At 72.0% G+C, this 19,016-nt stretch carries 15 protein-coding genes; 13 read left to right on the top strand and 2 right to left on the bottom strand.

The features are described 5' to 3' along the window. Positions 1-247: 247 nt before the first annotated feature. Together JWQ92_RS11990 and JWQ92_RS11985 are read right to left on the bottom strand one after the other, a co-directional pair. Positions 248-1,870, bottom strand: a complete 1,623-nt coding sequence (locus JWQ92_RS11990; RefSeq protein WP_297344691.1) for a hypothetical protein — start codon at positions 1,868-1,870, stop codon at positions 248-250. A 157-nt stretch (positions 1,871-2,027) separates the two neighbouring features. After that, positions 2,028-3,329 carry an alpha/beta fold hydrolase gene (locus tag JWQ92_RS11985; protein WP_297344690.1) on the bottom strand — a complete coding sequence of 434 codons (1,302 nt, stop codon included), beginning with the start codon at positions 3,327-3,329 and terminating at the stop codon, positions 2,028-2,030. A 78-nt stretch (positions 3,330-3,407) separates the two neighbouring features. Here JWQ92_RS11985 and JWQ92_RS11980 point away from each other — a divergent pair, with 78 nt between their 5' ends. The 13 genes from JWQ92_RS11980 (at position 3,408) to JWQ92_RS11920 (ending at position 18,724) form a co-directional block, all read left to right on the top strand. Beyond that, positions 3,408-4,859: an MFS transporter gene (locus JWQ92_RS11980; RefSeq protein ID WP_297344689.1), complete on the top strand. Its 1,452-nt coding sequence runs from the start codon at positions 3,408-3,410 to the stop codon at positions 4,857-4,859. After that, positions 4,856-6,148: a M20/M25/M40 family metallo-hydrolase gene (locus JWQ92_RS11975; protein ID WP_297344688.1), complete on the top strand. Its 1,293-nt coding sequence runs from the start codon at positions 4,856-4,858 to the stop codon at positions 6,146-6,148. The genes JWQ92_RS11980 and JWQ92_RS11975 overlap by 4 nt, the downstream gene beginning before the upstream one ends. 151 nt (positions 6,149-6,299) lie before the next feature. Beyond that, positions 6,300-7,829: a GspE/PulE family protein gene (locus JWQ92_RS11970; RefSeq protein ID WP_297344687.1), complete on the top strand. Its 1,530-nt coding sequence runs from the start codon at positions 6,300-6,302 to the stop codon at positions 7,827-7,829. A gap of 45 nt (positions 7,830-7,874) precedes the next feature. Further along, positions 7,875-9,014, top strand: a complete 1,140-nt coding sequence (locus JWQ92_RS11965) for a type IV pilus twitching motility protein PilT (RefSeq protein WP_297344686.1) — start codon at positions 7,875-7,877, stop codon at positions 9,012-9,014. Beyond that, on the top strand, positions 9,014-10,264 hold the full coding sequence (locus JWQ92_RS11960; protein ID WP_297344685.1) for a type II secretion system F family protein: 1,251 nt from the start codon (positions 9,014-9,016) through the stop codon (positions 10,262-10,264). The genes JWQ92_RS11965 and JWQ92_RS11960 overlap by 1 nt, the downstream gene beginning before the upstream one ends. Positions 10,265-10,654: 390 nt before the next feature. After that, positions 10,655-11,101, top strand: coding sequence for a type IV pilin protein (locus JWQ92_RS11955; protein WP_297344684.1), 447 nt, complete (start codon positions 10,655-10,657; stop codon positions 11,099-11,101). Positions 11,102-11,222: 121 nt separating this feature from the next. Then, positions 11,223-12,614 carry a prepilin-type N-terminal cleavage/methylation domain-containing protein gene (locus JWQ92_RS11950; RefSeq protein WP_297344683.1) on the top strand — a complete coding sequence of 464 codons (1,392 nt, stop codon included), beginning with the start codon at positions 11,223-11,225 and terminating at the stop codon, positions 12,612-12,614. Beyond that, positions 12,611-13,621, top strand: a complete 1,011-nt coding sequence (locus JWQ92_RS11945; RefSeq protein WP_297344682.1) for a PilW family protein — start codon at positions 12,611-12,613, stop codon at positions 13,619-13,621. Before JWQ92_RS11950 ends, JWQ92_RS11945 begins: the two co-directional genes overlap by 4 nt. Beyond that, complete coding sequence (locus JWQ92_RS11940) at positions 13,618-15,372, top strand: hypothetical protein (protein WP_297344681.1); 1,755 nt, start codon at positions 13,618-13,620, stop codon at positions 15,370-15,372. Before JWQ92_RS11945 ends, JWQ92_RS11940 begins: the two co-directional genes overlap by 4 nt. Continuing rightward, positions 15,369-16,196: an A24 family peptidase gene (locus tag JWQ92_RS11935; protein WP_297344680.1), complete on the top strand. Its 828-nt coding sequence runs from the start codon at positions 15,369-15,371 to the stop codon at positions 16,194-16,196. The genes JWQ92_RS11940 and JWQ92_RS11935 overlap by 4 nt, the downstream gene beginning before the upstream one ends. 73 nt (positions 16,197-16,269) lie before the next feature. Further along, positions 16,270-17,313: a type IV pilus assembly protein PilM gene (gene pilM, locus JWQ92_RS11930; RefSeq protein WP_297344679.1), complete on the top strand. Its 1,044-nt coding sequence runs from the start codon at positions 16,270-16,272 to the stop codon at positions 17,311-17,313. After that, entirely contained in the window at positions 17,310-18,035 is a 726-nt protein-coding gene (locus JWQ92_RS11925) for a hypothetical protein (RefSeq protein ID WP_297344678.1), read from the top strand. Before pilM ends, JWQ92_RS11925 begins: the two co-directional genes overlap by 4 nt. Continuing rightward, entirely contained in the window at positions 18,032-18,724 is a 693-nt protein-coding gene (locus tag JWQ92_RS11920) for a hypothetical protein (protein WP_297344677.1), read from the top strand. The genes JWQ92_RS11925 and JWQ92_RS11920 overlap by 4 nt, the downstream gene beginning before the upstream one ends. Positions 18,725-19,016 lie beyond the last annotated feature (292 nt).

Here is a 19,016-nt window from a genome sequence, read left to right as displayed (position 1 = left end):
GGTCGTAGCCGGTGACGAACAGGGTCTGGAGACGAACGAAGAGCGCGAGCATTGTGGTTTCCCCCATGGATAGTTGAGTGGTGGCGCGGGTCAGTCCGGTGGTCCTCCGGGATCCCCATCCCGGTGGCGTCCTGTCGCCGAGCAGAAGTTAGCGGGATATTCCCAGCCAGGGATACGCCCGACTTCGAGTGTCAGCAGGTCGGAGGACACGCCGGGGTACAAGGTGGAACGGCTGGTCACGCGCCGATCACCGGTCGAGGGGGCTGCCGTCCATGGTCGGGGAGGTGGGGTGCGGGGGCACGATCGGGCCGCTCGGCAGCACGGCGAGCACCGGCCGTCCCCAGTCGAGCACCCGGTACCTGCCGCAGCTGATCGTGCGCAGCGCCGGTCCCGCGGAGCCCGTCGAGAAGGCCGGCGTCGAGGGGTCCGCGACGAGGAACGAGACGCGGGTCACCGTGTAGTCGGCCCGGTCGGTCAGCCACGGCTCGGCCCGCAGATCCCGGTCGACCTGCAGCAGCCGGCGGGGATCCGCCAGGAGGGCCTTCGGTCCGCGGATGGTCTGGAACAGCCCGGCGCCCGTGCGGCCGCTCGTCGTGATCCAGGTGTCGAGGCAGCGGATGTCGGCGTCCGGGGTCGCCGCGCCGGCGGCGGTGATCCCCGCACCCGCGACGCCGGCGACCGTCAGCACGACGGCGAGCGCCACGCGTGGTGCGCGCGGACGCAGCAGATCTCGGATGCGCGGCGGCAGCGGCACGAGCACGAGGGGGAGCAGGGGCGCGAACCACGCCGGCTGCAGGTAGCGGAGCGCCGCGGTGCCGAGCAGTACCGTGCCGGCTGTGACGATCACGGGGGTGACGACCGCGATGGCGAGGAGCGCGGCCGGCGCTGTGCGGCGAGCGCGGGTCGCGCGCACGAGCAGCAGCACGTCGAGCACGAGCACGGTGTCGATCGCGGAGACCGAGGCGAGGCCCTCGGCGCTCGAGGTGCGGTCGATCAGGTGGTGCACGAGGTAGGCCAGCGTGGGCAGCGCGTTCGACGGATCCGCGTACGACCCGGGGTCGCGCACGATGACCGAGGCGAACGGGATCCGCAGCAGGAACCCGGCGACGGCGCCCGTGGCGAGGCCCGCGCCGAGCAGCCCGGCGCGGCGCAGCGGCACGCGACGGGTGCCGACGAGCACCGCGGCAGCGACCGCGAGGGGGGCTGCGGCCCAGGCGAGGAACAGCGGGTTCGTGAGCACCGACCCGGCGGTCACCGCCCCGAGCGCGATCCCGGCCCCGCCCGCCCGGCGTCGGGGGCTCGCGAGGACGGCGGTGCCGAGCCCGGCGGCCACGACCGTGGCGAGGACGGTGGCGCTGTAGTAGGTGGTCGTGGCGAGCAGCGACGGCAGCTCGAGGCTGTCCCACGCGGCCGTGGAGTCGAGGAAGGTGAGGGCCGTGAAGGCCGTGAAGGCGGTGAGCGCGCCCGCGACCCCCTGCGCCCGCGGCCCCCGGCGCACGAGCGCGGCCACGAGCCGCAGCGCCGCGTAGAGCAGCACGAGGTTCACGACCGCGTCGATCGCGAGGCTCGCCCGCACGCCGAGGCCGAGCGCGGCGGTCGCGTCGTAGAGCCCCCGCTCCGGCAGGAAGAGCACCGATGACAGCGCCCAGCGCTGCGGCTCACCGGCCGTCGCGGACGCGCGCATCATCGGCAGCAGCACCGAGTCGGCGTCCGAGAAGAGCACCCAGGCACGCGGGGTGAGGCAGAGGTGCGCGACGGCCGCGAGCGCGAGAGCCACCGCCGCGCCGAGCCCCGCGGCCTCGACGGCGAGCGGCCGCCGGGCCGTCCGGAGCGGCCCGTCCCGGGTCGGGGCGGCGACGGTCGTGCTCACGGCGTCCCCCCTCGTCCCCTCGGCCGGATGTCGGGCGAACGCTAGCGGCTCGCGGACGCGCGATCGATCCGCCGGGCCGCCCGGTCCCCTCTGCGCTCCAGCAGGACGATCCCGGCCGAACAGGACATCTCCGGCCCGACGTCCCTCCTCGGGCGGCTCAGTCCCGCAGGGGGCCGCCGCGCTCGTCGATCAGCTCGAGCAGGTGCTTCACCACGCGGTCGCCGCTCGCGCGCACGCCGTCGTGCTCCCACTCGTTGGTGACCCAGGGGTGCAGGGCGCCGACGCCGGCGGCGGTCTCGAGCTGCAGGCCCGAGTCGACGTAGAGGTCGTCGAAGTACACGGCCGCCGCGACCGGCACCTCGTTCGCCGCGAGCCGGTCGCGGTCGTACAGCGGACCCCAGTCGCTGCGCCGGGCGAGCGCCTCGGCGGTGTCGCGGAACGGCCTGAGCAGCCGGATCTCCTCGAACATCCAGGGGTACATCATCTCGGCGGTGAAGCGCAGCGGCCGGGCGGCCTCGGCGAACTCCGGGTGCCGCTCGTGCTCGGCCTGCGCGGCCCATCCGGTCGGCCCGGAGTGCTCGTCGGCGTAGATCGGTTCCTGCAGCACCGCCCACAGCGGGCCGTCGGCGAAGTCGGTGCCGGCCTGCACCCCGGCCAGGAAGGTGTCGGAGAGCTCGCCGTCGGACGAGGAGAACGCCTCGTCGACCAGCCAGTGCACCTCCTCGAACCCGGGGCCCATGCCGAAGCCGGCACCCAGGTGCTGGAAGCGGTGCACGGTGAGCACGTCGCCGTCCGGCAGCCGCACGTCGCCGGCTGCGAGGCGATCGGCGATCCGGGCGATCACGGCGGTGTCGCCCGGGTAGCGGCGCTCGTACTCGCGGTTCTTCGCGAGCGCCCGCGGATAGGTGCGGCGGTAGACCTCCGCTGCGTCGGGGGTCAGGGAGGCGAGGCCGCCCATGACGAGGCACGACGCGAGCCCCTCCGGCGCGAGCGAGAGGTAGGTGAGCGTGAGGAAGCCGCCGTAGCTCTGCCCGATCGTCGACCAGCGGTGGCCGCCGAACACGGTCCTGCGGAGGTGCTCCGCGTCGCGCACGATCGAATCGGCCCGGAAGCGGGTGAGGTGAGCGGCGCCCGCCTCGCCGGAGCCGAAGGACCGGGCACTGGCCGCGTCGATGCGCGTGCTGCGGCCGGTCCCGCGCTGGTCGAGCAGTACGACGCGGTAGCGCTCGAGCAGCACGCCGAGCCAGCCGGAGGCGTCCGTGGGCCGGGGCGACTTGCCGCCGGGCCCGCCCTGGAGGAAGCAGATCAGCGGCAGGTCGTCGTGGCGCTTCGCCGGGCTGACGACCTCGCGTGCGAACACCTCGATCCCGGGGCCGGCGGGGTCCGTCCAGTCGAGCGGGACGGGCACCACGTGGTCGCGGACGAACAGCCCGGGGATCGTGTACTCGGCGGTGATCACCCCCTCATCCTGCCGGGAGCAGAGCGGAGCAGGTCGAGCGCATCGATCGGGCGACCGGCCCGTCGATAGGGTGGCGACGTGGCGGCGACGACGCGCGGGCGGGGCGTGTTCGCGCTCGTCGGCCTGCTCGTCGTCGTGGAGTTCTCCTCCGGCGTTCTGCAGGGCTACTACACGCCGCAGCTCACCGACATCGCGCGGCTGCTCGACATCCGCGACCCGGACGTCAACTGGCTCGAGGCCGCCCAGCTGATGCTGTCGACGATCCTCGTGCCGATCCTCGCGAAGGCCGGCGACCTGGTCGGTCACCGGCGGATGCTCCTCGTGTCGCTCGCGGTCACCGCCCTCGCGTCGCTCGGGCTCGCCGTCACCTCGAGCTTCCCGCTGTTCGTCGGCCTGTGGGCGATCCAGGGGATCTACTCGGCCTGGCTGCCGCTGGAGGTCGCCCTCATCGCCCTGCGCGCGACCGCTCGGCCGGACCCGGCGGCGGCGACCAGGGCGGGGAGCGGCGTGATCGTGGCGGCGCTCGAGGCGGGCGCCATCGCCGGCGCGCTGGCCGGCGGCTCCGCGACCGCGCTGCTCGGGTCGCTGCATCTCGCGCTGCTCGTGCCGGGCGTGCTCGTCGCGATCGCGTTCTTCGCCGTGCTGCTCGGCGTGCCGGCGGGGGAGGGGCGGTCGTCGGGCAGGATCGACGCCCGGGGCGCCGTGCTGCTCGCCGTGGCGCTCTCCGTGCTCACCGGCGGTCTCAGCCTGCTGCGGCTGACCCCCGGCGCGGCGCTGCCCTGGGTCGTCACCGCCGCCGGGGTCGCGCTGCTCGTCGTGTTCGCCCTCGTCGAGCGGCGGACGGAGGATCCCCTCATCGACGTGCGCGTGCTCGCCCGCCCCGCGCTCTGGCCCGTGCAGCTCACCGCGCTGCTGTTCGGCGTGAGCGTGCTCGGCGCCCAGGGGCCGCTGTCGACGTTCGCCAGAACCGATCCGAGGACGGTCGGCTACGGGCTCGGCCTCGGCTCCGGCGCGCTCTCGATCCTGATCGGCGTCTACGTGCTGTTCCTGCTCGTCGGCGCGCTGCTGCTCGGCCCCGTGTCGCGGCGCATCGGCGCTCGTCGCACCCTCATGGCCGGCGCGGCCCTCGTCGGCGTCGGCTATCTCGCGCTCGTGCCGTTCCACGCGGCGCTCGGCGAGCTGCTCGGCGCGATGGCCGTCGCGGGTCTCGGTTCGGGCGTCCTCGTCGCCGCGCTGCCGGCCGCCGCCGCCGCGGTCGCCCCCGCGGGCCGTACCGCCGTCGCCACCGGCCTGACCAACACCGGCAAGACACTCGGGGGCGCGTTCGCGTCCTGCGCGTTCGCGATCGCGCTCGCCGCCGGCGCACCCCTCGGGCCGGACGGCCGGGTCGGCACGGCCGGCAGCCTCAGCGGCTACCTCACCGTCTGGATCCTCTGCGGGGTCACCGCGCTGCTCGCCGCCGCCTGCCTCGCCGTCGTGCCGGCGGGCGCGCTCGAGCGCCGGCCGGAACCGGTCCCGGTCGAGCCGTGAGCGCCGCGGATCACCTCGCGGCACTGGTCGCCGTGCCGACGATCTCCGCGACGCCGGATCCTGCGGCCCTCGGCGCGCTGCACGACCGGATCCGGGAGCTCTACCCGCGCGTCCGGGACGCGCTCGAGTGGGAGGCGGTCGGCGAGGGCGCGCTCCTCCTCACGTGGCGCGGCGGGCCGGCCGCGCCCGTCGTGCTGATGGCGCACCAGGACGTGGTCCCCGTCGCCGACCAGCGCTGGACCGCGGATCCGTTCGCGGGCCGCGTCGACAGCGGCGTCGTGATCGGCCGCGGCGCGCTCGACGACAAGGGGGCCCTCGTCGCGATCCTCGAGGCGGTGGAGTCGCTGCTCGCGGAGGGGGTGGAGCCGCCCGGCGACGTGCACTGCTGCTTCGGCCACGACGAGGAGGTGGCGGGCTCGGGCGCCCGCGCGATCGCCGCGCTGCTCCGCGACCGCGGTGCGCGCCCCGGCCTCGTGGTCGACGAGGGCGGCGCCGTCGTGGAGGGCGTGCTCCCCGGGGTGCGCGGGCCGCTCGCGGTCGTCGGCCTCGCCGAGAAGGGCGTCGCCACCGTCCGGCTCACCGCCAGAGCGGCAGGAGGCCACGCGTCCGTGCCGCCCCGGCGCAGCGCGCCCGGCCGCCTCGCCGCCGCCCTGCTCCGCCTCGAGCGGCATCCGCAGCCCGCCCGCACCAGTCCCGTCGTGGCCGGCATGGCCGCGGCGCTCGCCCCGCGCCTCGTTCGACCGCTGCGCCCCATCGTGGCGGCGCGGGCCGTCCGGCCCCTGCTCGGCCCCGCCCTGGGCCTCGTCGGCGGGACCGCCGGCGCCCTCGCCCGCACCACCGTTGCCGTCACCCGCGTCTCGGCCGGTACGGCCGACAACGTGCTCGCCGCCGAGGCGACGGCGGTGCTGAACATCCGGGTCGCGCCCGGCGATCGGCTGGCAGAGGTGGTCGAGCGGATCCGCAGGACCGTCAAGGACCCCGACGTGGAGGTGGCGCTCGTCGACGGCCACGAGGCCTCGGCGGTCTCGCGCGGGGAGGGGCCGGCTTGGGAGCGGATGGTCGCCGCGATCGCCGCGGCCTATCCGGACGCGCTGCCCGTTCCGTACGTGATGGTGCAGGCCAGCGACGCCCGCTGGTTCGCCCACGACTGCGACGCCGTCTACCGCTTCCTGCCGTTCGCGATCTCCGCCGAGCAGCTGGCCGCGATCCACGGACCGGACGAGTCGCTCGACGTCGCGGCGCTCGAGGCGGGCATCCGCTTCTTCCGCGCCCTCATCACGACCCCCTGAGGTGCGGACCCCCCGAAGAGGGGGTTGTCCCCAGTCCAGGGGGTCCCCGGTCTGGGGTTTACCTCCCGGTCGACCCCCTCCCTACGGTGATGCGACCGGGACTCTCGTTCCGGACGCGCCGACGGGCGCGGGACCAGTAGGAGCTCCCCACATGTCGCTCACCGGAGTGTCATCCTCCAACGCCGACGTCTTCGGCGTGCCGTTCGTCGAGCTGCTCGAGTTCCCGATCGAGCGTGAGGCGGCCCTCAGCGTCACCGCCGCGCTCTGCCGGCGGCACCACCTCCTGCCCATCGCGCGGGAGGGCGCGACCCTCGTGGTCGCGATGGCCGACCCGGACGACATCCTGGCCCTCGACGACGTCGCCGCCGCGACCCGGCTCCGCATCCGCCGCGTCGCCGCCGAGCCCTCCGACCTGGCGAACGCCATCGACCGGTTCCACCGCGCCGACGACGAGCTCTCCGACCTGAGCAACACGCTCGTCGAGCAGAGCGACGTCCCCGACCTCGAGGACGGCCCCGCCGAGGACGACGACGCCCCGATCGTGCGCTTCGTGAACCTGCTCATCAGCCAGGCCGTCCAGGACCGCGCCTCCGACATCCACGTCGAGCCCGGCGAGCGCGCCCTCCGCGTCCGCTACCGCATCGACGGCGTGCTCGCCGAGGTGCAGTCGGTGCCGACGAACATCCAGGCCGGCGTCATCTCGCGGCTCAAGATCATGGCCGACCTCGACATCGCCGAGCGCCGCCGCCCGCAGGACGGCCGGATCAACGTGATGCATGCCGGCCGCAAGATCGACCTCCGCGTCGCCACGCTGCCCACGGTGCACGGCGAGAAGGTCGTCATGCGGATCCTGGACACGTCCGGCAGCGCGCGCACCATCGGTGACCTGAACATGGTCGGCAAGAACTTCGAGGCGTTCCGGGCCGGCTACACCCGCCCGAACGGCATGATCCTCGTCACGGGCCCGACCGGGTCCGGCAAGTCGACGACCCTCTACACCGCGATCCAGGAGGTCTCGAACCCCTCGATCAACGTGATCACGGTCGAGGATCCGGTGGAGTACCGGATGTCCGGCATCAACCAGGTGCAGATCAACTCGAAGGCCGGCCTCACGTTCGCGTCGGCCCTGCGCAGCATCCTGCGCAGCGACCCCGACGTCGTGCTCATCGGTGAGATCCGGGACCACGAGACGGCGCAGATCGCCATCGAGGCCGCTCTCACCGGCCACCTCGTGCTGTCGACCCTCCACACCAACGACGCGCCGTCGGCCGTCACGCGCCTCGTCGAGATGGGCATCGAGCCCTTCCTCGTCGGATCCGCGCTCGTCACCGTCGTCGCCCAGCGCCTCGCCCGCAAGCTCTGCGACCGCTGCAAGAAGCCGACCGAGTACGACGAGGACTACCTCGCCAAGATCGGCCTGCTGATCGAGGAGGACGAGACGGTCTACGTGCCCGTCGGCTGCACCTCCTGCGCGAACACCGGCTACCGCGGCCGCATCGCCATCCACGAGGTCATGACGATCACCGAGGAGATCGAGCGCCTCACGGTCAACCGCTCCTCGGCGAGCGAGATCAACAAGGTCGCCATCAGCCAGGGCATGATCTCGCTCCGCCAGGACGGCTGGAACAAGGTCTGCCTCGGTCTGACCTCCATCGAAGAAGTCCTCCGCGTCATCGTCTGACCGCGGCTCCCCTTTCCTCTCACCGAACTGGACACCCGAATGAACGTGACCGACACCACCACGGACCAGCCGATCCGTCTCCTCGATGCCGCACTGTCCGAGGTCGTCGAGCTCGGCGGATCCGATCTCCACATCGCCGCAGGCCGCGCCCCCTCGGTGCGCCTCTCGGGCGCGCTGCAGACGCTCACCTCGGTGGGCATCTGGGACGCGGACGACGTGCAGCGCATCCTCGCCGCCTCGATGACGCCGGCGCAGAAGGCGAAGTTCGAGGAGGAGCTGGAGCTCGACTTCGCGTACACGCTGTCGGCCGCGAGCCGCTTCCGCGTGAACGTCTACAAGCAGCGCGACGCGTGGGGGGCGGCCTTCCGGCTCATCCCGACGGAGATCAAGACGCTGTCGCAGCTCGGCATCCCGGCATCCGTCGCGGAGTTCTCCGACCTGCCCCGCGGCCTCGTGCTCGTGACCGGCCCGACCGGTTCCGGCAAGTCGACGACGCTCGCCGCGCTGATCGACCGCGCGAACGAGACCCGCGCCGACCACATCATGACCGTCGAGGACCCCATCGAGTTCGTGCACACGAGCAAGAGGGCCCTCGTCAACCAGCGCGAGGTCGGCGCCGACACGCAGAGCTTCGGCCAGGCGCTCAAGCACGTGCTTCGCCAGGACCCCGACATCATCCTGCTCGGCGAGCTGCGCGACCTCGAGTCGATCTCCGTGGCTCTGACCGCCGCCGAGACCGGCCACCTCGTGTTCGCGACCCTGCACACGTCCGACGCCTCCCAGTCGATCGACCGCATCATCGACGTGTTCCCGGCGCACCAGCAGCAGCAGGTGCGGATGCAGCTGTCACTCACGCTGCAGGGCGTCGTCTGCCAGACCCTCGTCCCGAAGGCGAACGGCCGCGGCCGCGCCGTCGCGGTCGAGGTGCTGAAGATCACGCCGGCCGTCGCCAACCTCATCCGGGGAGCGAAGACGAGCCAGATCGTCACCGCCATGCAGACCGGCTCCGCGATGGGCATGCAGACGATGGACCAGCACCTCGCGGCGCTCGTCTCCGACGGCACCATCACCATGGAGGAGGCGGAGAGCAAGGCGCACGACGTCGAGACCGTCCGTCAGCTCGCCACCACGCCGAAGTTCGGCGGCGCGAAGGACTTCTACTCGATGAGCGGGGTGGGTCGCTGATGGCGGCCGCCGCTCCCGCCGCCAACGCGCAGCGCAGCTACGTCTACAAGGCGCGGGCGCAGGACGGCAAGCTCGTCAAGGGCGCGCTCGACGTGCCGACGGAGGCCGCCGCGGTCTCGCGGCTGAACAGCATGGGGCTCGCGCCGGTCGAGCTCACCGAGAAGCTGCCCGGCACCGGGCTCGAGCGGGAGATCTCGCTCGGCATCTTCGGCAAGCGGATCAAGGTCACGGACCTCGCCGTCGCCAACCGGCAGCTCGCGACCATGACCTCATCGGGCCTCCCGCTGCTGCGCGCGCTGACGATCGTCGCCGACCAGACGCAGAACGAGAAGCTGGCGTCGCTGCTCCACGAGGTCGCCCGCGACGTCGAGACCGGCAGCTCGTTCTCCGACTCGCTGTCCCGGCACCCGTCCGAGATCCCAGCGATCATGATCAGCATGCTGCGCGCCGGCGAGACCGGCGGATTCCTCGACGTCGCCCTCGCGTCCATCGCGACGACGTTCGAGAAGGAGGCGAAGCTGCGCTCCACGATCAAGTCGGCGATGACCTACCCGGTCGTCGTCCTGCTGATCGCGCTGCTCGCCGTCATCGGCATGCTGCTGTTCATCGTCCCGATCTTCAAGAACATGTTCGAGGGCCTCGGCAGCTCGCTGCCGCTTCCGACGCAGATCCTCGTCGACATCTCGGACCAGATGATCTGGGTGCTCCCGACCGGGATCGTGCTCGCGATCGCCTTCGCGACCTGGTGGCGGGCGAAGAAGGACACGGACGGCGTGCGACGGATCGTGCATCCGCTGATGCTCCGGGTCCCGATCTTCGGGCCGCTGATGGGCAAGGTCGCCATCTCCCGCTTCGCCCGCAATCTCGCCAACATGACCGCGGCCGGCGTGCCGCTGCTCCGGGCCCTGACGATCGTCGGGCAGACGTCCGGCAACTGGGTCATCGAGCAGACCGCGCTGAAGGTCGCCGAATCGGTGCGCCTCGGCGGCTCGATGTCGGCGCCACTGGCCGAGGAGAAGATGTTCCCGGTCATGGTCGTGCAGATGGTCGCTGTCGGTGAGGAATCGGGCTCCGTCGACACCATGCTGAGCCGGGTCGCCGACTTCTTCGACGACGAGATCGAGGCGACCGCCGACGCGCTCACGTCCCTGATCGAGCCCGTGCTGATCACCTTCCTGGGCGTCGTCGTCGGCGGCATGGTGATCGCGCTCTACATGCCCATCTTCAGCATCGCGACCGCCGTCAAGTAGCGCGTCCGACTCCTGACGCCGAAGGGCCCCGACTCGGAATCCGAGCCGGGGCCCTTCGGCGCTCGGGCTCCCGGATCGGCCGCCGGCAGCCCTATCGACCGCTTCTCGACGGTGCTGCCCCCAGTTCGGGTGCACGACGGCAACGGGCGGCGCGCCCGGGGCGAGCAGGCCGACGGGGTCCGTCATCCTGCACCGATCGGTCTTGTGGCGGGGGTAGACCGTTCGGACTGCTTTTGTCCCGCCGACTGGGGTCAGAAAACCTGCAAATAACCCCCGTACGGGGTCTGATCAGGTGATTTGCGTGTCCGTAGCGTGTACCCCGATAAGTCCCCCGGCCGATCCGGGGGACCGGCTCCACCTCCACCACTCGAAATGGAAACCAAACCCGTCATGTCCATCACCACCGCCCTCAAGGCTCGTCGCGAGGCCCTGACCGACCGCGAGGCCGGCTTCACCCTCATCGAGCTCCTCGTCGTCGTGATCATCATCGGCATCCTCGCCGCGGTCGCGATCCCGATCTACATCGGTGTCCAGAACAACGCGAAGGACTCCGCCGTCAAGTCGGACCTGGTCAACATGAAGACCTCGGTCGTCGCCTACGGCACCGACAACAACGGCACCGTGCCGACGGCCGCGAACTTCACCCAGGGCAACCTCGGCAAGTACGGCTGGTCGCAGAGCACCAACACGAAGACGGTCAGCTACACGCCGACCGCGACCAACACGTTCTGCATCCTCGGCACCAGCACCACCGGCAACATCTTCTACGTGACCAGCTCCGGGAACGTCTCGGGTGGCACGACCACCACGGTCTGCCCGGCGCAGACCAACTGGTGATCCACCTCGCCTGAACAGGCGGGCGTCCGGTGCCACCACACCGGACGCCCGCCTCCAGGCGGATCGGCCCCGAAAGCCACGACCCACCCCCACCCACCCGCTTCTCCCCGAAAGCCGCCCGATGACCTCTGAGCGCGACATGCCCCGGCCCCAGGCCGACGCCGGCATGACCCTCATCGAGGTCGTCGTCGCCCTCCTCGTCTTCGCGATCATCGCCTCCGGCATCGTCGCGGGCATGACGACGATCGCCCGCATGACCAGCGACGACCGGTCCCGCGTCGTCGCCGCCAACCTCGCCGCCGAGCAGACCGACCTCGCCCGCGCGATCGGCGACCCCTTCAAGGTGACCACCGCGACCACGACCCAGTCGTTCCCCACCCCGGACGGCGCCACTCGCGCCTTCACCATCAAGCGGTCGATCTCCTGGGTCTCCTCCTCGGGCGCCGACATCAGCTGCGGCAGCGGGACCAACCTCTTCTTCCTGCGCGTGCACGTGCTCGTCACGTGGGACGGCGAGCTCCCGACCACGGCCCCCGTGCAGACCGACACGGTGCTCGCGCCCGCCGGCCGCATCACGGACCCCACCTCGGGCACGATCGCGGTCTCCGTCGTCGGTTCCGACGGGCTGCCGATGGCCGGCGTCTCCGTCTCCATCGTGCCGACCTCCGGCGGGAGCTCCCTCGCCTCGCAGCCGGACCCCACCAACGTCGACGGCTGCACCTACGAGACGAAGGTCGCGCCCGGCACCTACGCGGTCACCATCGGCAAGTCGGGCTACATCGACGTGAACCAGAACACTGCGCCGTCGAAGCCCGTCGTCGTCACGGTCGGCACCACCCAGTCGGTGTCGTTCCAGTACGACAGGGGCGCCACGTTCCCGGTGGTCTACGCGAACACCTACACGCCTGCCGGCCAGGCGATGGCGGCACACCTGCCGACGGACCTCGACACGACCTTCATCAACTCCACCGCCGGCCTGTACATCACGCACTCACCCGCCGCCAGCATCCTGCTGCACCCGTTCTCCACCGGCTACACGGCTGTCGCCGGGGTGCTCGGGACGAGCAGCGCGAAGACGACCTGCGCCGCGGTCGATCCGGCCGGCTGGTCCGCGGCGAAGGTCTCCGGCACGGACCTCGCCGCCGGGCAGCGGGGCGGAGCGGTCGCTGCCGCCCCGGGGGCCACCGCAGCAGACCTCGACGTGCCCATGGGCGTCGTCTGGGTGAAGGCGTCCGCCGCCGGCTACCTGAAGGCGGTCCAGTCGAACGCCTCTCCCCTGAAGGGGCAGCCGGACTGCAAGGTGCCGTCGACCTACGTGTTCGGCAACGTGCTGAAGAACGGCACCGTCGCCGTGGCCCTGCCGTACGGCACCTGGACCCTCTACTCGGGCTCGACCGCTGCCGCGCAGGTCACCCCGATCGTCGGGGCGAACCTCAGCTCGCCGACCAACGCGCTGCCGAACAACGTCTCGGGCGCCGGCGTCGTCACCCTCGATCCGCGGGCCGCCGGATGAGCGCCCGGAAGGATCTGCGCGATCGGCTGCGCGCCGGCGCGAGCGACGACAGCGGCCTCTCGCTCGTCGAGCTGATGGTCGCGATGATGATCACCGCCATCGTGCTCGCGATCTGCGGCAGCTTCTTCGCCAACGTCGCCAAGCTCACGACCGCCTCGGACACTGCGCGGGACGCGACCGGGCAGGCCGCGATCGCTCTCGACGTGATCGGCAACGTCGTGCGGGTCGCCTCGGACAACCCGACCTCGTCGACGAACATCGACCCCGCCGTCGTCGCCGGCACGCCGAAGAGCCTGACGGTCACCGCCTGGGCGAACACGGACGAGACGAACCCCTCGCCGTCGCAGGTGCGGTTCGCGCTCGACGCGGGAGGCTACCTCGTCGAGACGACGACCCTCGGCGTCCCGAACAACGGCTACTTCGGCTTCACCGGCGCGGTCACGACCCGCACGGTCGCCGGCCCGTTCGAGACCACCGGCGCCGCGCCCTTCTTCTCCTACCTCGACCAGAACGGAGCGCTGCTCTTCCTCTCCGGCGGGGCGCTCTCGACGGCCCAGCGCCCGCTCGTCACCTTCATCAGCGTCACCGCGACGGTCGCGCACCTGAACTCCGCGGGGGAGGACGACCCGATCGTCGTCACCTCGGCGATCGGCATGCCGAACCTGGCCCGCGACGTCGACCCGAACACGGCGATCCAGCAGGTGCCGATCCCCACGCCGACCCCGATCCCGACGCCGACGCCCACGCCGACGCCCACGCCGACGCCCGTCCCCACGGTGACCCCGACCCCGACCGTGACCCCGCCGACGCCGAGCCCGACGCCGACCGCGACGCCGACCGTCACGCCGACGCCCGTCCCGACGGGGACGCCGACGCCGAAGCCGACGCCCACGCCGACCCCGACGCCGACCCCCACGCCGACGCCGACCCCCACGCCGACGCCGAAGCCGACGCCGACGCCGACGCCGACGCCGACGCCCACTCCGATCGTTGGGGACGCATCATGACCGAGCCCAAAGACCGCGGTGCCGCGCTGATCATCGTGATCGGCATCGGCCTCGTCATGGTGCTGATGATCACCACCGGGCTGTCGGTGGCGCTGTCCGGCATGCGGCAGTCGTCCAGCGAGGCCGACCACGACGCGGCGCTCGACGCCGCCTACGCCGGCGTGCAGGACTACCTCGCGCGGGTGAACGCCGACGACACCTATACGAGCTACGGCAACCCGGCCTCCACGTTCAGCGCGTCCAGCGCCGTCAAGCTGCCGAAGACCACCAATCCCGCCTTCAACGTCAAGGCGGGACAGGCCTGGGCCGCGGTGCCCGGCAGCAACAGCCGCGCCTCGTTCCGCTACGAGGTGGACACGTCCCTCTACAAGACCACGGGCGTCGTCCGGGTGCGCGCCACCGGCCGGGTCGGCACGACCACCCGCACCGTGCTGTCGAACATCCGCGTGCGCGGCTTCGTCGACTACATCTACTTCACCGACTACGAGCTGCAGGACCCGAAGCTGACGGGCAAGCCCGCGAGCTGTGTGGTGCACGCGTGGGAAGGAAGGGCCTCGAGCTGCGGCACGATCCAGTTCGCCAAGACCGACCACCTGAACGGCCCCGTCCACTCGAACGACACGCTCGTCATCTGCGGGTCGACGTTCGACAGCGCGGTCACCACGGCGAACACCGGCAACCCGATCTACACGATCCCGTCCGGCTGCTCCGCCGCCAAGTTCGGGCCCGCCTCGATCACCCGCGCAGCCACGCTGCCGATGCCGCAGACCAACTCCGCGATGCAGGCCGAGACGCGCTCCGACCTCAGCAACAGTCCGGGCTGCCTCTACACCGGGCCGACGCAGGTCACCTACAACGCGGACGGGACCATGACCGTGGTGTCGCCCTGGACGCGGTACACGAACATCACGGCCACCTCTGGGTCCGACCCCGCTCAATGCGGCTCCGTCTCCGCACTGCACTCGGCGGCCGGGGCCACCGTGCCGCAGCTCGACGCGAATCTCCTGTTCGTGCAGAACGTCCCGTCCGACCCGGCCGACCCGAACTACTCGAGCACCGACTCGACCGGCCTGCCCGCCGGGCTCGAGTGCCTCGGCACCGACGGGTCCGCCGTGCTCGCCGACTCGAACGCGAGCTCCGGCTGGCGCTACAACGGTGTGCAGTACCCCGCCGTCGGCGAGGCGCCCACCTCGGGCTGGTACCTGAACGGCACCGACCCGACCAGATGGGACACGACGTCGCCGGCCTACGGATGCCGGAGCGGCGACCTCTTCGTGCGGGGAACGGTGACCGCGCAGACCACCGCCGCGAGCGAGAACTACGTCTACGTCACCGGGGACATCAAGGACAAGGACAAGAACAGCGACGTGCTCGGCCTCGTCGGCCAGAACGGTGTGCTCGTCTACAACCCGATGTCCGCGCTCGGCCTGCCGCTGAACCTCGGCGGCAACCGCGAGATCGACGCCGCGATCGTGTCGGTCGCCCACACGTTCCAGGTGCAGAACTTCGACAAGGGGCCCGCCCGCGGCACGCTCACGGTCTTCGGCTCGCTCGCGCAGAAGTTCCGCGGCCCCGTGGCCACGAGCGCGAACGGGGTGATCATCACGGGGTACGCGAAGAACTACGCGTACGACCCGCTGCTGGTCGCCGTCACCCCGCCGAAGTTCCTCGAGCCGTCCGCGACGAGCTTCATCCTCGTGCGCTACGCCTCCGTCGACAACGCCTTCGATGCCTCGGGAGCCCCGCTGTGACCCCAGTCCTCATCCTCGCCGTGGGGATGTTCGGCCTCCTGATCGGGTCGTTCCTCAACGTCGTCGCGTACCGGGTGCCGATCGGCATGTCCGTCGTGGCCCCGCCGTCGGCCTGCCCCGGCTGCGGGACGCCGATCTCCGCGCGGGACAACGTGCCGCTGCTCTCCTGGGCGCTGCTGCGCGGCGCCTGCCGGCACTGCCGCATGCCGATCTCGGTGCGCTACCCGCTCGTCGAGGCAGCGACCGGGATCGTCTTCGCGGTCGCCGCGCTGCCCTTCCTGCCGCGCCTCACCGCCGCCACGGATCCGCGGATCGCGCTCGCCGGCGGGCTCGAGCTCGTGGCCTACCTCTACCTCGCCGCGATCTCCGTGGCGCTCGCGGTGATCGACCTCGACGTGCGTCGCCTTCCGGACGCGATCGTGCTGCCGTCGTACGTCGTCGCCGTCGCGCTCCTCGTGGCGGTCGACCTGCTCCGCGGGGACGCCGCGAAGCTGCCCCTCGTCGTGCTCGGCGGAGCGGGCTCGTTCCTCTTCTACTACCTGCTGCGCGTGCTGAAGCCGGGCGGCATGGGCCTCGGCGACGTGAAGCTCGCCGGCGTCCTCGGCCTCTACCTCGGTCAGGCTGGGCTCGCCCAGCTCCTCGTCGGCACCTTCGCCGCGTTCGTGCTCGGCGGGGTCGCGGGCGTCGCCCTGATCGTCGCCCGCCGCTCCACGCGGAAGAGCACGATCCCGTTCGGCCCCTGGATGCTCGGCGGCGCCTGGATCGGGATCCTCGCCGGGGCTCCGCTGGGGGACGCCTACCTGCGGCTCGTCGGAGTCGCATGACCGCTTGCACCTCGATCACGCTCCGGCGTTTCAACCACCACTTGAACCCTCTCACCGAAAGAATCCGCCCCTGATGTCCAAGAATCTGATCGGCATCGACTTCGGACACGGCGTGATCCGTGCCGCCGAGGTCGCCCCCGGGAAGCGCCGCCCGGTCGTGCACCGCTACCACGAGGTGACCGTCTCGACGGACGCCGTCAAGGAGGGCGTCGTGGTCGACCGCGACGCCGTCGTCGACGCCCTCCGCCGGCTCTGGGCCGAGGCCAAGTTCACGACGAAGAACGTCGTGATCGGCATGGGCAGCCAGCAGGTTCTCATCCGAGAGCTCGTCGTGCCGAAGATGTCCCTCGCCCACGTGCGCGAGACCCTGCCGTTCCGCGTGCAGGACCTGCTCCCGCTGCCGGTCGAGGACGCCGTGCTCGACTTCTTCCCGATCGAGGAGATCGACGCCGACGGCAGCCCCGCGCTCCGTGGGCTGCTCGTCGCCGCGACGCGGGAGTCGGTGCTCGCGAACGCGTTGGCCGCGGAGGCCGCGGGCCTCCACACGGTCGACGTCGACCTCATCCCGTTCGCGGTCAGCCGCACCTCGGCGACCCTCACCACCGACGCGACCGAGGTGCTCCTGCACATCGGCGCCGTGTCGACCAGCATCATCGTCGTGCAGGGCGGCGTGCCGCAGTTCATCCGGGTGCTGCCCTCCGGCGGCGCCGAGCTGACGGCCGCGCTCGCCGAGCGGATGGGCGTCGACGCCGCGCGCGCCGAGGAGGTCAAGCGCAGAGTCGGGCTCGTGCCCGACGCCGACGACCCCGAGGCGACGATCGTCGCGCGCATCAACCGGGAGAACGCGGACGAGCTGATCCAAGCCGTGCGCTCGACCATCTCGTTCTACCGCCACTCGCACGAGGACCTCGACGTCGAGGGCATCGTGCTGTCCGGCGGCGGCGCCCTGCTCCGCGGCTTCGCCGAGGCCCTCGCAGCCGCGACCGACGTACCGGTGAGCTTCGGCAGCGCCATCGAGCGCTTCACGATCGGCAGCCACGTCGACGAGGCACTGCTCCTCGCCGCCGGCCCCGCCCCCGCCGTCGCGCTCGGCCTGACCATGAGGAGTGCAGCATGAGCATCGAGGACACCAAGCGCAAGCGGGCCGCAGCGCAGCACCTCGCCGACGAGGCGGGCGGCGCTCCCACCAAGCAGCGGCAGCGGCCGATCGTCGGCACCTTCGCGCAGGTCTCGCTCCTGCCACGGGAGATGCTGCAGGCCGACCACCGTCGCGCAGTGCGCCGCCGCCTCGTCGCGGGGGTCGTGCTGACCGCCGTCGTCGTCGCCGCGGGCATCGCCGGGTCCGCAGCCCTCGCCGTCGGGGCGACCGCCTCCCTGGCGGTGCAGAACGCGCAGGCCGCACAGCTCACGCAGCAGCTCACGAAGTACCAGGCCGTGCAGCAGCTGCAGGGCAAGCTCGCCCTCGGCAAGGCCGCCGTGCGCGTCGGCTCCTCGACCGCCGTGGACTGGGACACCGAGATCGACCGCATCAAGTCGAAGATCCCGGCGGGCTACAAGATCACCGCGATCTCCACGGACGCGGCGTCGCCGGTCACCGACTACGCGCAGGGCGGCACCCCGCTCGACGCGCCCCGCGCCGCCACCGTGACCATCACCGCGAAGACGTCGTCGCTCTCGCAGCTGCCGACGTGGATCTCCGCGGTCACGGCGCTGCCCGAGGTGGCCGACGCCTCGCCGTCGGTGAACACCGCCGACTCCTCGAAGTACACGGTGGTGCTCACCACGCACCTCACGACCAAGGCGTACATGACGCCGCTGACGACGGGAGCCGGCCAGTGAGAAACAGCCTCCGCCTCTGGGTGATCGGTTCCGTCGTCACGATGGCGGCGCTCGTCGCCGGCGGGTGGTTCGTCGGCGCGCAGCCGCTGCTCGCCGCCGCGTCGTCGGCATCCGACTCCGCGAACGAGATCGCCGCCACCAACCAGACGACGCAGATCCGCCTCGCCGGGCTCGAGAAGCAGTCGAAGGACATGGCCGGCCTGCAGGCCGAGGTCGACAAGGCCCGCACGGCCGTCCCGACCTCGCTCGACGCGAACAGCTTCGTGGAGCGGATCAACCAGATCGCGGCATCCAGCTTCGTGACCGTGTCCGTCGTGTCGGTCGCTCCCGGAACCGCCCAGGCCTACTCGCCGCCCGCGTCCGTGACCACGGCCGAGGCCGCGGCCGCCGCCGCCGCGCAGCCCAGTGCATCGCCGAGCCCGAGCGCCTCCGCGGCGCCGGTCGCGGCGACGCCGACCGTGCCGGTGCTCGCCGCGACCGACCCGTCGATCACCGGGGCGAACTTCACCCTGGTGCCGATGACGGTGTCGGTGAAGGGCACGCAGGAGGGCACGCTGCGGTTCGTGCACGCCGTGCAGACCGACACCCGCCTGTTCCTCGTGACCGGGTACTCGCTGTCGACGGACGGGGTGTCCGGCGGCAAGGTGCTCGCCACGCTGAACGGCTACATCTACGCGCTGAAGCAGTAGCGCTTCGGCAGGCGGGCGGCGGGAGGGTTCCTTCCGCCGCCCGCCTGTCCGCGGAGCGTCCCTGGGGGAGGGGCGCCCCGCCCGCCGCCGGTGCGCCGGCCGTCTCGAGGGGACATCGATGGGGGGATCAGCCGGCCGGGCGATCCGCGCTGCGGCGTGCATCGCGGTCGCCGCCGTGCTCGCCGGAGCGGCCCCGGCCGTCGCGGTCGCCGACCCGCAGCCCGACGGCGACGGGACGACCGCGTTCGTCGCCGCGACCGTCGGAACCGCCCCGACCGCGGCCGCGCTCGAC

The sequence above is a fragment of the Amnibacterium sp. genome (assembly GCF_025463795.1).
In the GTDB taxonomy this organism is placed as follows: domain Bacteria; phylum Actinomycetota; class Actinomycetes; order Actinomycetales; family Microbacteriaceae; genus Amnibacterium.
Note: the sequence above shows the minus strand (reverse complement) of the source record. Positions and strands in the feature narration are given on the sequence as shown.

Coding starts and splice junctions, on each gene's coding strand:
- JWQ92_RS11970 (WP_297344687.1), top strand. CDS start 6,300: ATGTCGCTCACCGGAGTGTCATCCTCCAACGCCGACGTCTTCGGCGTG.
- JWQ92_RS11960 (WP_297344685.1), top strand. CDS start 9,014: ATGGCGGCCGCCGCTCCCGCCGCCAACGCGCAGCGCAGCTACGTCTAC.
- JWQ92_RS11955 (WP_297344684.1), top strand. CDS start 10,655: ATGTCCATCACCACCGCCCTCAAGGCTCGTCGCGAGGCCCTGACCGAC.
- JWQ92_RS11950 (WP_297344683.1), top strand. CDS start 11,223: ATGACCTCTGAGCGCGACATGCCCCGGCCCCAGGCCGACGCCGGCATG.
- JWQ92_RS11945 (WP_297344682.1), top strand. CDS start 12,611: ATGAGCGCCCGGAAGGATCTGCGCGATCGGCTGCGCGCCGGCGCGAGC.
- JWQ92_RS11940 (WP_297344681.1), top strand. CDS start 13,618: ATGACCGAGCCCAAAGACCGCGGTGCCGCGCTGATCATCGTGATCGGC.
- pilM (WP_297344679.1), top strand. CDS start 16,270: ATGTCCAAGAATCTGATCGGCATCGACTTCGGACACGGCGTGATCCGT.
- JWQ92_RS11925 (WP_297344678.1), top strand. CDS start 17,310: ATGAGCATCGAGGACACCAAGCGCAAGCGGGCCGCAGCGCAGCACCTC.